The organism is Leucothrix arctica, assembly GCF_003172895.1.
In the GTDB taxonomy this organism is placed as follows: Bacteria; Pseudomonadota; Gammaproteobacteria; order Thiotrichales; family Thiotrichaceae; genus Leucothrix; species Leucothrix arctica.
The window spans coordinates 258,090-275,187 of sequence record NZ_QGKL01000042.1 but is presented as its reverse complement, the minus strand read 5'-3'; the positions used below and the strand labels follow the sequence as shown (position 1 = coordinate 275,187).

Here is a 17,098-nt window from a genome sequence, read left to right as displayed (position 1 = left end):
GTCTTATATAGGTAAGATTGATATACTACCTCTGAGCTTTATCTTCGGACGTTAAAACAGCGCTTTCTAGTTCATTTGATTGCTTAGACTGTGCGATTAGAGTGTCAGCCTCAAAACGTGAAAAATGGATACAATGTCCACCAGACTGCTTTGCTTGATACATAAGTTTATCAGCCTCTATGATCATATCTTCAAGATTACAATGTGGCAGCCCATAGCAACAGCCACCAACACTCGCACTCACCTTATAATTATGATCACCATCAACGATTGGTTGCTCAATAAGATTTAAAATTCGCTGGGCTGCCGCTAAACCGTTTTTTCGACTAAAGTTAGCTCTCAGTCTAGTTAATACAATTAACTCGTCACCACCTACTCTGATTGCATCGCCTTTAGCACCTAACCATTTACTCATGCGTTTAGACACAGTCGTCAGAATAAGATCACCCGCTGGATGACCATAAGTATCATTTACATACTTGAAGCCATCAAGATCAAAATAAAGCAGAATGAAAGGACGTTGGATTAGTTCCGCTTCTTCGGCGTATTCTTCAAACAATCGGTCTAAATAAGAGCGATTATAAAGTCCTGTCAATGGGTCATGTATGGCTGCGTGAATCGCCTTTTTTTCAGACTCTTCTGTATTAAATTTAAACTGATGCAGCGCTAAAACTGACAGTGATAAATAGATCGCAACAGCGATCACCATACCGATCATGAAACCTATTGGGGCAAACCACTCAATACGACTTAAGAAAGGAAAATCAAACCAGTGCAAGCTAGCTATAAAAAAAAGCACCATTGATGTTTTTATCTTTAAATTTTGTTCTTCAGACTTATAGAAACGAAGGCCCACTTCTAAGTGAGCAGCGCTAAGGTAACAAGCGAAGACTAAACTCGCTAGAAATTGTGAATCATTTGATGCTAATACAGAAATAACAACGATCATCCCTGTTGCGATAGCCAAACGAAAATCACGATTTATCGGTTTACCAATGAACTTTAGTGTTCCGATAGTTAACGATAAGGTCACCATAATTTCCATGCAATAAAAAGCTACCGTTGCAGCAACGGTCATTGGTGCTGGGTAACTTATAAAGGCAATGACATAAATAACGGCCTGCAAGAAAGCAGCAAACAACCAACAATTAATACCATCCCTGGAAGGCATTTTTCTTATAATAAGTAACAACGCTGTGATAAGCAGCATGGCCGTAGAACTCATTATTAATATGACTTGAAGTGGATGCATAAATATCAATCATTGTTGGTTGTGTGAGCTATTAAAAAGATAACATTAATTCTAGTTAGTGTAAAAACTATCCGATATAGGGTAACAACACTAACTAGATATAAGTATCACTTTATGTGATATCTAACTATTTTTTCTGTAACTTCGGTATTGAGGAGCCTTTGCGTAAGCCAATCTAACGACTAAAACTGGATATTCATCATTTTTGATATCGAATATATTTGAGAACATATTTTGTAGCGATTGGACTTCCGACAAATACACATTATTCATAAGGTTTATTGTGTCGTCAACTGTATTTGAATACAAAAATATGGGTGAAATAGGTTGTAATGACAAACCATGGGTTTCGGCAGCTAGCCACATTTTTTGCAGAACACGGCCTCCTTGTACATAGTCAAAATCCGACTGTCCTTTGATCGTTAAAGCAACCATTGCTGATGCGCAATGGATCCTGTCTCGGTTATATTCTCCTAAAGATAATCCAGCACTTTTCCATTTTGCCAACTCATCCATCACATCTCGACGCTCAAGTATTGGCAATACATTCAGGTCTTTATGAGGCATAGCTAAGGTTCTAATATCTATACCGTCCTCTAAAGAATCAATGTCTGGCCACGAAAGCTCAGAGATCATTTCGGCATGAAGATGTTCAGATAAATATCTTAATCGGTCAGAGCCTATAGATATTTTGGCGTAATCTTTGAGTTTATTTTCACTCGATAAGACATGAAGCTCAGCTTTTCCTTTGTCACAAATTTCAATTAATTCGTTAATGATTTCTGGATTTATTACTTGTCGCTCACACAACTCACGGTTAGTCATTCGTGTTAATAAATGTGGATATAGTTTTTCAGCCTGCTCAATATCACAACTTTTTTGCCCTTGAACGAACTTTGCAACCAAGTCAGGCATTGAAGAATCAGGAAAGTATTCCATTGCACCATTTAGACCTTCAACGCATGCGACTACCTCAGCATTAAAACAAGCAGCCCCTATTGATGTCATCGCTCCACGCCAGTTAACATCCATGCTAACGGAGCGATTTCTGTCTATTTCAAAATACAGTACTTCATCTTTCCAATAAATATTCCACGGCTGAATATTTCCAGGTGACGGTGCATAGCGCGCGGCTAATAGCATATTCTCTTTAACATTATCCCCAAATACAGGATCGGCTATTAGCTGTTCAGTCGTAATTTGAACAGGCGTCGGCGGCACCCCATCCACAAACATCTGATCCATATCCATGCGAGTTCGACTAGATGGCGTCGGCTTACCTGTTCCAATACGACGTACAGCCGTTGTTACCATTGCAGCACCTTGTGTTACATCCGAAGCAAGTTGTGACCATGTCTTAACTGTGTAATCAATTTCTACCATGGAGGCTGCCAAACGAGCCGTAATTTTATCTCCTTCAAATATCGCTAATGCGTACCCTGACTTATCCCGACGAGATAAATCCTTTAGCTCTGACGCATCAACGTCTGTAAGACCATGGAAAGGCTTTAAATCTTCATCAGTGTCAAAACGCTCAACATCCATTATCCCACCGTCACTAGTCGCCATTAGTACAGGGATTCGACGCTTCTTAGCGGCTTCGCGCACTAACACTTTCACATTAAGTTCGTCACACTCTTCTATAACAATATCAAGCCCTTCCATGAAACTATCAATGTTTGACTCTAATAAGCCTTTGTCAAAAACATCAACCGTCAGGTAGGGGTCTAGTTCTGCGATACGACGTGCAGTTATCACTGCTTTATTTTCATTAATATCTAGAAGAGACGCTGGAATACGGTTTAGATTAGACACTTCTAATAAGTCAAAATCTGCTAACTTGATGTGTCCACACACGCCCTCCATCACCATCGTATGGGCAATAACATGACCAGTACTCAATCCAACAACACCCACATTTAATCCTAATAAATGGGATTGTTCTTCATCTGTTATTTTATTTCTATTTCGATCACAGCGTAGTTTTTTGAAAGACTTCGGGCCTAATAACTCAATCGCAACTTTACGCCACGGGTAAGCTACCCAGCGATGACTTTCGTCTTTAAGCGACTGACTCACCGGAGGCAGTAGTTCAGCCATTTCATCATCCATCGATTTCATTGCAGAGCGGTGCTCATAATCAGGGTCTAATAGGAGTGACTCTAATGCCTTAGTATGAAAAGGGTTTGCTTCATCCAGCACTAGAGGCGTCCATGAGTTAGGACAACTTTTCTGGCTACGACTGTTCACCCGAGCTAACTGGATAAGCTGCCAATCACGTCTTAAGCGAATGCGATTATCATCGTTACATTGCTTAAGTACTTTATGCAGATCAAAGCAACCTAATGTTGTTTTGAAATCTTTATTTGGATAATAAACAGTACCTGCTTCAGGTAATGCGTCCATACCAGAACTGGTATAAACCATATTCATTTTCTTAGCACTAGTGCAAATGGAGTAACGGCAATCCAACAGTGCAGCACTGTAAATCATGCAGCGTGACATAAGCTGCGTAAGACGCTCTCTTGCCGAACTATTAAGGTCTACCCAAAGCCCTTTAGGTTCAGCTATATTTTCAGCCATACGCTCTTCTAGGTACTCACTAACAAAAGCTTGATTTCCATCAGCCATTTCCTCGTAAGCTGCGGCATGACTGACCTTTCGTATAGGCCCACTACAACGCAGGCCTGCGACGACTTCTCCGCCCATAATCGCAATCATAGCAATACGGAAAAACTTGGGGTCTTTTAAGATCTTCAGGTCTAAAATGTGACTAACTCCCATCCGGTTATATTCTCGCTGTAGTCCTTCGACGTATTTCAACCATAAATATGGGTAGTCAGAAGGCTTAAATATGAATAACCGAATGTCAGAGTCTGCACCTGCTAATTTAACATCTATATGTCCTGCCATGAATGGCTGATACTCATGCGCACTGACGGTGGAGTCACTGTGTGTAAATAGATCACTTGTGCTGGTATTTCTCATTTTATTCACTCTTCTATATTTGATCTTGATGACAAAAATAGGCAAATTGAATATAGAAAAACTAAAATAAATATCTTTAAATCACTGTTATTAATGAAATTAATTTATTTAAATCGTTTTTACTACAAAATATTGCGTATGTGGGTTAAAAATTAATAATAACAACTAAGTGGTTGATTGATAATCAATATGCCGTTAATCCGACAAGAGACTAACTTTCACAGATAAGCGGACACTAAGTTCAATAATTAACAACTTGTTACATCAAATGTATTACTTTACATGTCAGATAAATTATAGTAATCAAGACGAATTTGATTTAAAAAACACTTAATAAGTCACCTAATAACACTTTAAAGGCGCATCTTTATGACTGTAGACTAAGGTCGTAATTTAGCTAAAAACCAACTAAAAATGTCTCAACTCGCTAGCTAAAATGACAACAAACATCAATTATTCAAAGCGCTTTTAGGCTATAGTTACAGATCATTTATTTGCATACCGGTGTACCGGTTTATCAAACTAAGGAAAGTAGCTATCAATACTTTAAAGTCTGATTTACACAAGCGTATGCAGACACGCTATAAGAACTTATTTAATACCATCATAATTCCCGTTATGGTGATTACGGATATCTTCTTAATTGCTTCTTATTGGGACCAAAATAACCAGCAAACTCGTTATGGTGTGCTCGCTGTGTTATTTCTTATTGGTTTTAATCTTATTCAATGCGTATTTAAGTCGATTCCTACACCATGGGGACCACTAGAGACACGCTCCGAAACACTGGATGTGATTCGCTGGTGCGTTAACCTTTCAACATCTATGTACATCATTTGGTGTCTCAACATTGATGAGCCTGCTGTTGCAGCCTTTTTTCTATTACTTTTAACGTTTGGCGCAATGACAGAGGTTTACCGTCAAAAACATAAGTTGGTAACAGTAGGAATGGCTTTTGTTTGTTTTTGTATTTTGTTTTATGGAATCTATCCCTTAGCAATCGAAGATAGAATTTACATGACAGCTTGTTACCTTGGGCTAGTCTTTTTTATCTGGAAGCTAGAGCGCCTAATGATAGGTGAGATCACCCAGTTTATTCTGGAGCAAAAGGAACGAAGAAGTGTTGAAAAAGAGTCAGAAGGCCTTCAACGGGATGCCGCAATTGGCCACTCTACTAAAGCAATTAACCATGAATTAAACACACTCATTGGCGTAGCTAATCTTAGTGCGTTCCAAATTGAAACTAACCACAACGCTCATAACGACATAGAACAAGAAATGAAGCGCTTAGATCGTACGCTTAGTCATATGAACCGAGTCTCTTCCCTCGTTCTAGATGGGCTTGGTAATAAGAAAGCAAAGGTCCACACTATCTCGCTCCAAGAACTAGAGTCCGACTTACGCTTACTTATTTCTACGAATAATCGTGTTTGTAAAACACAATTGACCATAAACTTCCCTGAAAAAAGTGAAGATTATTTCTTTGAAGAGCGCTCAGGGTCTACTTTTCTTATTATCCATAATTTGGTAAAAAATGCGTTTGAAGCAGTTGATGAAGTCCACATGGGTCGATGTACCGGAAAAGTTGACGTAGATGTCACAGTTTTAGATGATAAGTTTGTTATTAGCGTTGAGGATAATGGTATCGGCATGTCTGAGCTTAAAATTGTTAATATTAAGCAACAACTTGCTACAACCACTAAACTTGAAGGTCATGGCCTAGGACTAAAGTTTGTTCAGTCAGAGTGTATTAAAAATAATATGATACTCGATATTAGCTCGAAAATTGATACGTTCAGTGTGTTTAAAATTACTGTACCGCTCATTCAGCGTTAAGGTAAACAGAGTTATAAATGACCTTAAATTATTGTTTGATAGTCTCAGGGTAAATTATCAAATGAACATAAAGCGATACTAGTGTCACTCACTTCCAAACTATAATAAATTTACATATCGCCAAAAATTAAAATAATAAGGCATCACTATGTTGAACGCTGTACCTAAGTTGTTGGTATGCGCAGTGCTATTAAGTACTGCTAGTATTTGCTCCGCTACACCTACTATTACCTTTGGACCACTCGGCTCTGGCCTGTCTGACGGAACCGCGCCTTTTGGAACGGCTCAAACAGATGCGTCTGGTGATCTTATTCCGTGTGCTTCAGAAACAGATGCATCGATTGCAGGGTCTGATTGTGGAGATGGTAACCGAGTTATAAGAAACCAAGATATTGCTTCTCACCTTTGGTCAATTTCAGTCAACGGTGGTGATGCAACGATTGCACCCGGTGACCCCGTATTAAGTGATGTAGTGATTGAACAGACAATTCATCCATCAACCAATGCTGACGTTTCTTTTCCGTCAATACCTGCGGCTTGTACGGTTGCAGCAGGTGCAGGGACTAACCCACCATCAGCCATTGTTGTTAATGCAGACGGTAGTAGCACCCTAACCTGTAATCTTGGTGGGTTTAGTGAAGGTCAAGCTCGGATATTTACGGTACCAGTAAAACCATCAGGCTCATCATGGAACGGCTCAACCTACACTACGACACAACGAGTGTATTCTGTAGACGCTACAACCGGTAATTCAAATGCGAATGTCACCACTCATGTCGACTCAACACCAATCACTATTTCTTCCGCTCCAGCTTACGATATTGTTCACTCTATTAGCACAACTGAAGCAATTAGAAATAATAGTGTAACTAATAGAGACGTTGGCTTAGGTTCAGAGCCTGGCTTTATTGGTTACATGCATATTCGTATGACTGCTGACCGCAAGACAGGTATTGAGTCAATAGCACAGCCTATTACCTTAAACGATACTTTTACTGCGACAACAGGAAGTGCCGGGGGCGCAACCTTTCCATTAGAGTTCTATGTCACGCAATGCATAACCAACCCTACTGCATGGTCAACAGAAACAATTGGTTCTGAAAATATTCGTCTAGATCGCACAGAAGATGAGCATATAGTTGACTCAGGAACTTGCGCATATACACGAGATGACCCATTAGATCCCACATCGACGTCCTTCACTGTTGACCTTCAAGGGGCTGACTTAACAGGTAGTCGTTACCCGACAAGAACCATAGGGGGGACCGACTTAACCGCGGGCCCTTACTATGTGATGAATCACCGAGTACAAATATTCATTCCATTCCGCTCCATTGACTTAGCGGATGGAATAGAAGGAAATGATACCGGTACTGTCTACCTATCTAGCTTGATCAGTGACTTTGATCCAAACAGTCCATCAGGCACGAGTAACTATGGGGCAGAAACTGAGCCCGGCTATAACGGTGAGCTCATTGATGGTTTACGGAGTAATAATCAAATTGGTGCGGGTGAGTTTAAGCTGACGGTAAATGGTAGTTTCAGTAAACGTAACCTAAAATATACCGACGACCGTGTCCTTAGCTATAGTTATTCAGGTACTTCAAGTTACCACTCTGGTGATGGTGAGTTAGAAAGTGGTCAGTCTACAGCAGGTTGGATTCTTGTTTATAACAACGGAACCATTAACCTCAACAACCCAGTCGCTTGTGATGTGTTTGACAACTCTGTCCAACAACTAACAGACCGTGGTGATGTTGGCGCTACACCGGGCACTTATGCGTTCATGGGAACCTACGCACCATCTGGTCATGATTACACAGATTACCAAGTCGAATATGCCTACATTGATACAGTGGGTGATGACCCACTCGATGGGAACCATGATGGTACTAACGATTACAACGCAACCTCTGGTCGCTATGACGGTGACTGGACAAAACACCGCAGTGCTCGATGTGATGACACGAGCGCGACTAACGGATGGCACACCGACCCAGCTAATGTAACAGGTGGGATTGATGGTGTGAATGCTGCTAGAGCGGTACTAAGCCCAACGGCTATCGCTGCTGGTAAATCTTTTGAACCTGGACACCAAGTTAGATTCATTGTGCCTCTTAAAGCCCGTGACAAATTTAACGGCGGTCCACACGATGGGCAATCTATTCCTGTCGGTACTGTTTTACCAAACTTTGGTGGCTTTAAGTCAGATGAATGGTCCGCAAACTGGACAGCTAGAAACTATACACCGGCACCGGAAAGTGGCAACGTAGATGGTGACCGTGTCACACTAAGTCGTATGAACATAGTGCTGGACTCAAACAGTATTACGCCTTATGCAGCTTCCGGTGACACTGCGTCAACCATTGCAGGTAACCAAATTATTTGGCAAGTAGATACTGCCCTACAGTCGACCATCCCTGACCCAGGTAATGCAGAAAATCTAAGAATCATTAACGAGCTACCGCCAGAAGTTAGCTATAACGCATCCTGTACAGCAACGACAACAGGTGGAACTCCCGCAGGTCTTATCCAATACAATACCGATAGAAATGGCGACCCTGCTCCCGGTTATACGCTGCTCACGTGGAATTTCGGTAACTTACAAGCGAACACAACTATTGCCCCGCGCATTATCTGTACTGACAGTGATCCATTAGTTGAAGACGGTACTTCAGTCATTAACTACTCAGAGATTAGAGCAGATAATACCATCTCTTCGTTAGCTGCTCGCTCAGACACTCATACAATATTACTTGAGCAGCTCGGTGAGATTCAGGTATCAAAGACAGTCGACGTGCCTTTAGATGATCGTAACGATAGTCAAGTGTACAATCTAGCATGGTCAAACTACTCCGCAGCATTGAAAATTGCAGCGCCTGTTGCGATCGATATATTCCCTTACAACGGTGATAACAACGTTCCTCAGTCCTCTTTTAGCGGAATACTAGAGCTAGAGGCTGCACCGGTAACGACTTGGTTAGATGGCAGTACACCAGATACTAACGAACAGGATCTTGGTACTTGGTACTACACAGCCGACACAGCATCAGGAATCATTCTAGATCCAGATAGTAACGTTTCTAACTGGTGCACTGAGGCAGAATTTAATACAGGCCTGACTGGGTGTCCTACGAATTTTGCGGGTTCAACGGCCATCAAATTTGTTTCTAATTATGACTTAGAAAAAGATGGTGACCCACGTCAAGGTATCAGAGCCTCCATCACTTTAAATGCAGGTACCACTGCTGATAACGGTAGTGCCTCATCCAATGATCCGGGTGATATTTATACCAACCGTTTTGCAGTTGACTCAAGCACCCTACCTACGGCTCAATTCCTTATTTCACCGAATGTATCGGTACAAGTTGCCTCATACGCGGTTGGTGACTTTGTCTTTGCCGATATAGATGGCAATGGTAAATATGACTCATCAGTCGATTATACGGCTCCAGATGGTGTTGTTGTTAACTTGCATCGCCCAGATGGCACATTAGTGAAAACTACCACTATTGGAATCGAGGAACCTGGTCGCTTTATCTTTCATACACTAGATTTCGGCGACTACTATGTTGAAATCCCTGCTAGTCAGTTCCAAAATGATCAGTCATTAGAACACTGGATGCCTTCAATCCTTATTAATGGAGATGGTTCAAATAACGATGATAATGGTGAAGATGATGACAACAATGAAACGGATGACCAACACGCTTACACAGTCGGTGACCCACTAACAAACGGTATTCGAACAGGTATTATTACGGTGACAGCTAACCCGGCCCCTCCAGGCGGTATTCCAACGGGTAATGAGCCGATTGGTGAGAATGTTGCCAATATTACTGATCCTACATCTGGTGATGACTTTAGTAATTTGACACTCGATATCGGCCTAATTCCTGATATGTATGAAGTCACAGGCACGGTTTGGGACGATGCCAATAACAATGGCATTCGTGAGAACAATGAATCAGGAATTGCAGGTGTAACTGTTGTAATGGCGGGTTCGCCTTATACGGGTGTTCCTGTTCGATGCTTGAGTGTTGACACGGACGCTAACGGTTTCTATAAGTTTGACTCTGTTATGTCCGGTGAATATCAGATTATTGAATCAGACGCTTCAGATGCGCCATTTACAGGGTCAACTTGTCCTCCCGCTGGAAGTGACCCTGCAACCTATGTTTCAACAACGGCTAACATTCGTAATATTGTTGTTCATGAAACGGATGTGACTCGTCAGGACTTTGGTGATTACAACGGTATTATTATTAAAGGTACTGTATTTGATGATAATGGTGCTGGCTCTGGAACGTCTGCGAATGAAGACCAAGAAGGTACTGAGCCCGGTATTAGCGGCATAGTAGTGAGTGCAACTGACGCTACAGGAACAATTGTTTACGACACGACTCGTACGGCTACCGATGGAAGTTATACCCTACACGTTCCCGGTACTATCACTGGGAGTGTGGTAAAGGTTACCGAAGTAAACGGTAATGGCTATGTAACAACAGGCGCTCAAGTTGGAAACACTAGCGGAAGCTATAGTGCTAACGATGACACGATAACGTTCACCGTAGCCTCTGCTACTAGTTACACAGGGCTGGACTTTGGCGATGTTAAAAAACCAACCTTCGAGCCTAATCATACTGGCGAAATACTACCCGGTAATGTTGTGTTTTATAGTCATACATTTACTGCAACAGCAGGTGGTGACGTTACTTTTTCTCGTACCAGTGATCTAAATACTAGTTCAGGTTGGGCAAGCTTACTTTATCGTGATACTAACTGTGACGGCATACTTAATGGGAGTGAAGGCAGCGCAGCGTTATCTCCTACTGCCAGTGTTTCTGTTGATGCTGAAGAGCGTGTGTGCATCATTGATAAGGTCTATGCGCCTTCAAATGTAGCACCACGGGATCAGTACCGTGTCACAACGACTGCCAGCTTTAATTATGGCGGTAGCGGTGTTGGAACGGTTAATTTGACGGTAACTGATACAACCACCGCGGGACAGCTTGCTGCACCGACAACACCTGCAACGCCCGTCGTTGACCCAACACCTGAGGTACCTGCACAACCAGCTGTAGAAGCGACACCGACTACTCCGGCAATACCCGAGATTGAAGCTGTGCCAGCACAACCTACCGTCGCTGCGACACCCGTTACACCGAGTGTTGGGCCATCACGCTTAGAGTTGCGGAAAAGTGTTCAGAACATTACGCAAAGCAGTGCTGAGACAGAAACAGTGAATCAGGCCGATCCGGGCGATACCTTGAAGTATACGATTTACTACTCCAATACTGGCACAGGCCCTATTACCGACTTGCAGGTTAATGATACTGCGCCCGCTTATACGATGTTTAAGTTAGGCTCAGGTAACTGTGACAGCACACCATCGGGGGTGACATGTAACCCAATGATGGGCTTTGATGCTATTGAATGGCAATTCACGGGTACGCTAGAAGGTGGGACCGATGGAAGTGTGAGCTACTCAGTGGTTATTGATGACTAAACGTAAGTAACTCATAAAAACAGAACTTAATCGCCACCCGCTTTTTCAGGGGTGGCATTGATTTGTGTGACTTCATAGCCTGCATCCTGCATTCGTTGCAAAGCAAGTTCTGTGTCATTTTCCCAAGACATATCTTGTTCTAATTGTCGGTTAGAATAATAAGCCCAAGCCAGCATACAGATGGCAACTATAATAAATCGTTTCATTATCCCCTCCTAAAACGATGTGCTGAATTATTTATTTGTATAAATAATGTACAGAGTACACCAACTTCAAGCGGGATAAAACACTACAATAACAATCATAATGTGTTTTTAACTAACATATTAGTAGCAATAGTTAATGGTATGCCCAATGATTATAAGATTATGGCGGCAACGAGCATCAAAACTCATTAATAAGTACTTTCAGTTTCTCGTCCTTGGCCAAGTCAGCAGCTAGTTGGCCTTTTTTGTTTTTAAGGCTTTTATCTGCACCATTTTCTAATAAGAATTTAACCTTTCCAGTGTTACCAAAACCTGCTGCAGACATCAAAGCAGTTTCGCCAAAATTATCCATCACATTGATATTAGCTTTGTTTGTTAGCAGTATCTTTAGTACTTGAAGGTCTCGCGCATGCATCAATGACGTACTACCATGCTTATCCGTCGTATTCACATCAGCACCTTTATCAATGAGATTTTTTAGCCCGACACGATCATTTTTAACCGCTGCTAGCATCAAAGCTGTCCAACCATCATTGTCTCGCTTTTGTATATCCAGTACTTTAAGTCTGTCTATATCTAACTTCCATTGCTTGGCAAGTGATGTACCTGTATCCCCTTTATCATTAGCAATCGTCGGGTCGGCACCTTCTTGAAGAAGTAAGGTAATGATGTAAGTATTCAATCGTGCAAAAGCAACATGCAGAGAAGTATTACCTTCTTTCGCTGGCTTATTGATGTCTTGGCCTTTGCCTATTAGATAACGAATAAGGCTAAGGTTTTCACCCATGACCGCCGCTAATAGAAGATTACTATTGTCATTAGCAAGTATCGAAATCTTGGCGCCTTTGCTAATAAGCTCATGAAAGAAAACGTCATCGCCTTTAACGGCTGCAATAAAGAGTGGCGTAATACCATCTTTATTGCGCGTATTAACATCATAGCCAGCGTCTAAATACCATTTTATACGTGAAATATTGCCTTTGAGAATGGCGTATTTGAAGTCTGCTTCACTTTTTTCACTCCCAAAGTCATTCACCGTCATGACTATTTGATTACCTTCCGCAAAGATCAGGCACTTGCTCTTAGGTACCCTGTTACCACGCGTAGCTTTATTATCCTAGCAGCCTTTAATAGCGCCGGTCGCTGCAACTTGAGGCGTTTGATTACTATAGGTACGACCACAGACATAGTGACCTTTACCACTTAGCGCATAACTAAAGGCTTTATGACCTTCTGCTTCTAAGTGCTGCTTGAAGAATGTTAGGCAGTTACCTTTTATGGTTTCTTTAGCAAGCTTCATTTGCTTTTCAATTTGGGATGGATCAAGTGCTGATGTTCGCTTTTCTAATACAGCGAAATCGCCAGCTTTAGCTGTCCACTTTCCGTCATTATCGACAACATGACATTTAGCATTTAACACTTTTTTTGAACATGTTTTCAGTGCTTCACTACTCGCTTCAGTTACTGATGATTTGCTGTAAGACCATGAGCAGCTATCGTTTCCTTTAGCGTCATCTATAGCGTAAGCAAACGCTTTATGTGCTTTAAGACTGGTGTAAGAGCCGTGGTAATAGGACAGACAATTCTTGTAAATTGTTTCTTCGGGTGTTTGCTCAGCTAGAGTCAATGGCGATAACAACGCTCCAATCAACAGCGCTAAAATACTTAAGTGTATTTTCATTGGACTCTTCGAGTTATGTTAGTTATTCAACTTTGTACTAAAAACAAACTAAATCATATGAACTGAGTGATCAGCCTTAGATATTTTAAGTCAGAAGGTATCACTATGAGCCAACAATTTGGCCGCTACGTATACAAGCTACATTTTCATACAGGCTGTCAGCATTAAAACCTAACTAAATAAACGTTTATCTGTATCAAGTTTATTCACATACTTGACACAAAGGCATATTTAATAAATAGTTAATTAACTAATAAGTTAAATGGTTAATTAAAATGAATATTGATATCCAACGCGTCACCAGCCAAGATAAACAGAATACCGCCCTACTGGGTCACGTTCAGTACGTCTCAGTAAAATCAATCTGGATATCCTCCATGTATACACTCGCCATAATCGGTGGCTTCTTGACCTTTAGTTGGGAAGCGTTAGCTGTGTTCTTAGTGACGTCAGCTTTCACACTTTGCTTAGGTCACTCACTGGGCATGCACCGTCGACTCATTCATAACAGCTATGAGTGCCCACTGTGGTTAGAATATATCTTTGTATACTTAGGTGTATTAGTCGGTTTAGCAGGCCCTATCGGCATGATGCGAACCCATGATTTACGTGATTGGGCACAACGTCAAACTCAATGCCATGACTACTTTGCTCACCGTCAGAACATGCTGCGCGACTGGTATTGGCAGCTGCATTGTGATGTTAAACTAGATCATCCACCCACATTCATCGCTGAAACTAGAGTCGCCAATGATAAATTTTACCGTTTCATAGAGACTTATTGGATGTGGCAACAGCTTCCTTTAGTGGTCGTACTAGGCCTTATGGGTGGCGTTAGCTGGATTATTTGGGGAGTCTGCGTGCGAGTAATGGTGAGTGTCACAGGCCATTGGTTAGTTGGATATTTTGCTCATAATGATGGCGATAAGCATTGGCACGTCGAAGGTGCCGCGGTACAAGGTTATAATATAAAAAACCTCGGGCTACTGACTATGGGAGAATGCTGGCACAATAATCACCATGCTTTTCCTGGTTCGGCTAAACTAGGCATCAATGACAATGAAGTCGATCCTGGCTGGTGGGTATTGAAAACACTAGAAAAGATTGGGCTAGTTTGGGATATTAAACTGCCAGAAGACTTAGCAAAGCGACCTGAGCTAAAGCCTGAAAAAACACAGCCAACTGCTTCAACGACAACGCATACGCAAGACAGTACTCTAATCACTAACTCAGCGAACAACCAACATGGATAATATCAATTTAGTGTTTGAAGCACTTTCCTCAACGCCACGACGGAAGATACTTAACTATCTATCTGCTACATCCCTCACTGCGGGCGAGATAGCAGAGCGTTTTGAAATGAGCAAACCCGCCATGTCAAAGCACCTCAAAATTTTACAAACGGCGAATCTTATTAATGGTGAGAAAAAAGGCCAGTTTATGCATTACAGTCTAAACCGCGACAACCTCGTGACTAGCTTGCATGACTTTACTGCGAACTTATGTCCTGTCGGGTCTGTTCTCAAAAAAGAAAGCAAGAAAATGGCTGACGATAATGAAGGAAGCTAACTCAGGCGATTACTCCGTTAGTTTAAAGGTAAATAAGAGCCAGTTTAACTCGACATAAAACTGGCCCTTGTAATCAACTATTTCTTACCTGTAAACAAGCTACCGATAAATCCTAAGAATCTTATAATTACGTTGGGTCCATTATCACCCGATGAATCTTCTGGTAGGTTCCAACGGTCATCTTCTCTGCGGCTATCACTACGACTTGCGCCCGGAAAACCTCCGCGTCTAGAACGTTGACGGTCTTGCTGTTCTTTCTCAATCTTTTTAGCCTCACGACGCTCAGCTAGTACCTGGTTCCTTTCTTCTTGAAGCTCATCAACCGTTTTCTCTCTCACAGGTGCTATTTTAACAGGTGCTTCTTTCCAGCTTTCCCAAGGTGCTTGTCCCGCAGCGGCTCGTTTTCTGAACTCAGCTTTGCGTAACTGACCAATCGTTTTAGTGCCCACCTTATTGCTATGTTTTTCATAAAGCGCTTTAGCTTGCTGTTTAAAAGCTTCGCCCTTTTCAGGCAGTACCATCGCTACAAAGTTAGAAAAACCTAACATCGAACGTAATAAATGCTCAGGCTCTGACACACCATTCCATGACTTACCTTGAATACCTGTTTGCTCAACTTGATGCAGTAAAGCGCGGAAACGACGCAGTGTTTTACGATCTATTGACGGGTAATCATTAACAACAATCCCCGTCACTTCCTGCTGCTGACCTTTATTCATAATGCGGGTTTTATCGGGGTGCAGAATAAAACCTTCGTCAGCCACAATCGCTTGTACACCCCACAATAATTTTCGCAATGACTCACGAGCAGTCTTATCACCCGAGAAGGTCATATCATCCGCATAACGACTGTAGTTGAAGCCATGCTTCTTCGCCAAACCTTGTAAGCGAACGTCCAATGAGCGACAAATGATATTCGATATTGTTGGGCTCGTTGGTGCGCCTTGGGGTAAATGCTGCTCACCCTGCTGAACAAACCATTGCTCGCCATCCAACTCCATTTTTTGTGTATCTGCTTCTGAGCACAGGAGCGCGAGTACTGTTGCTATCGACTCGTCATAACCCATTTTATGAAACAAGCCCTTAATACGACGGTAACTGATGGTTGGGAAGAAGTTCTGCAAGTCTAGATTAACCACGACCGCTTGGCCTACATGAGGTTTAGCGTTGGTCAAAATAGAGCGCCCAGCAACAAAGCCATGTGCGGCTTCATGCAAAGGAACATGACAGAGAATATTATCTAACACCCAATATTGCGCTCGCTTTAAACGAGGCATTGGGGCAGATATTTCGCGAAAACCACCCGTCTTTTTGGCTATTTGAAAGTGTTGGTAATGGCTCACTTTTGACGTTGATCGTTGAAACGACAGAAAGCGTAATTCATTCAGTGTAATACCGATGGATTCAGCGAGAGCTTTATGATTATCAAACGTCGGCAAGTCTTGATGCTTCATGCCAGAAGCATTATTCACAGCTTCGTTTTGAGTATTTGCACCATGGGCTGAAACTGCTTGATCGCTGCTCAATGACGTAGTCGAACCTTGATGCGATGCATTTGAATCAGCGGTCGGTGCAGTCAAACCTAATGAAACCGCTTCACCTAACCAACTAATCGTGTGCTGTTGTTTCTCATGCCAAGTTAGCGCGCGCTCATGACGCTCATCCGCCTTCTTTTTACGAGTTTCAACACGCTTTTGAAGTGCCGCTTGCATCCGCTCTTTGCGTAATGCTTTTAGTGCTTCTTCAGGATCAGAATACAGGCGTTGCTGCTTCAACAAATCATTTAACTGGCGTTGTAATTCACCCCGTCGTTTAATGATTGTTTCAGGCACTTCAGGCTTGTCGTCGTCAGATTCCCAGAAACCAAGACGCTTCATTTCAGCAAGAATATATTCATCCTTACTGGTTTCACGAATCTTATCGTAGAGTTCTTGGCGGGTCAGTTGACCGGGAGCAGAATTAAACATGTGAACCTCCTGCTAGTAGATTTAGCGCAGGAGAAAAAGAAGATGTGATGTGGGCATCCTTCGTTCGATACACGGGACTGGGGCATTCAA

Annotated in this window: 10 protein-coding genes; 4 read left to right on the top strand and 6 right to left on the bottom strand. The window is 42.1% G+C overall.

Translation table 11 applies throughout. The features are described 5' to 3' along the window. Positions 1-25: 25 nt before the first annotated feature. Together DKT75_RS18335 and DKT75_RS18330 are read right to left on the bottom strand one after the other, a co-directional pair. Complete coding sequence (locus tag DKT75_RS18335) at positions 26-1,225, bottom strand: GGDEF domain-containing protein (RefSeq protein WP_158278916.1); 1,200 nt, start codon at positions 1,223-1,225, stop codon at positions 26-28. A gap of 150 nt (positions 1,226-1,375) precedes the next feature. Further along, positions 1,376-4,240, bottom strand: coding sequence for an Rv1355c family protein (locus tag DKT75_RS18330; RefSeq protein ID WP_109825514.1), 2,865 nt, complete (start codon positions 4,238-4,240; stop codon positions 1,376-1,378). Positions 4,241-4,810: 570 nt separating this feature from the next. On the opposite strand from DKT75_RS18330, the gene DKT75_RS18325 reads away from it, so the two are divergent. Then, positions 4,811-6,076 carry an ATP-binding protein gene (locus DKT75_RS18325; RefSeq protein WP_109825512.1) on the top strand — a complete coding sequence of 422 codons (1,266 nt, stop codon included), beginning with the start codon at positions 4,811-4,813 and terminating at the stop codon, positions 6,074-6,076. Positions 6,077-6,224: 148 nt separating this feature from the next. Continuing rightward, positions 6,225-11,585 carry an SdrD B-like domain-containing protein gene (locus tag DKT75_RS18320; protein WP_109825510.1) on the top strand — a complete coding sequence of 1,787 codons (5,361 nt, stop codon included), beginning with the start codon at positions 6,225-6,227 and terminating at the stop codon, positions 11,583-11,585. Positions 11,586-11,611: 26 nt separating this feature from the next. Here the strand turns inward: DKT75_RS18320 and DKT75_RS18315 are convergent, their stop codons facing one another. From DKT75_RS18315 to DKT75_RS18305, 3 genes are all read right to left on the bottom strand, one after another. Then, positions 11,612-11,791 (bottom strand): hypothetical protein, encoded by a 180-nt coding sequence (locus DKT75_RS18315; RefSeq protein ID WP_109825508.1) that lies wholly within the window; start codon positions 11,789-11,791, stop codon positions 11,612-11,614. 178 nt (positions 11,792-11,969) lie between these two features. After that, positions 11,970-12,833, bottom strand: coding sequence for an ankyrin repeat domain-containing protein (locus DKT75_RS18310; protein ID WP_109825506.1), 864 nt, complete (start codon positions 12,831-12,833; stop codon positions 11,970-11,972). A gap of 75 nt (positions 12,834-12,908) precedes the next feature. After that, positions 12,909-13,472: a hypothetical protein gene (locus DKT75_RS18305; RefSeq protein ID WP_109825504.1), complete on the bottom strand. Its 564-nt coding sequence runs from the start codon at positions 13,470-13,472 to the stop codon at positions 12,909-12,911. A gap of 275 nt (positions 13,473-13,747) precedes the next feature. Between DKT75_RS18305 and DKT75_RS18300 the strand changes: the two genes are divergently transcribed. Next, positions 13,748-14,725, top strand: coding sequence for an acyl-CoA desaturase (locus DKT75_RS18300; RefSeq protein WP_109825501.1), 978 nt, complete (start codon positions 13,748-13,750; stop codon positions 14,723-14,725). Continuing rightward, positions 14,718-15,041 carry a metalloregulator ArsR/SmtB family transcription factor gene (locus DKT75_RS18295; protein ID WP_109825498.1) on the top strand — a complete coding sequence of 108 codons (324 nt, stop codon included), beginning with the start codon at positions 14,718-14,720 and terminating at the stop codon, positions 15,039-15,041. The genes DKT75_RS18300 and DKT75_RS18295 overlap by 8 nt, the downstream gene beginning before the upstream one ends. 77 nt (positions 15,042-15,118) lie before the next feature. Here the strand turns inward: DKT75_RS18295 and DKT75_RS18290 are convergent, their stop codons facing one another. Further along, entirely contained in the window at positions 15,119-17,008 is a 1,890-nt protein-coding gene (locus tag DKT75_RS18290) for a reverse transcriptase family protein (protein ID WP_109825496.1), read from the bottom strand. Positions 17,009-17,098 lie beyond the last annotated feature (90 nt).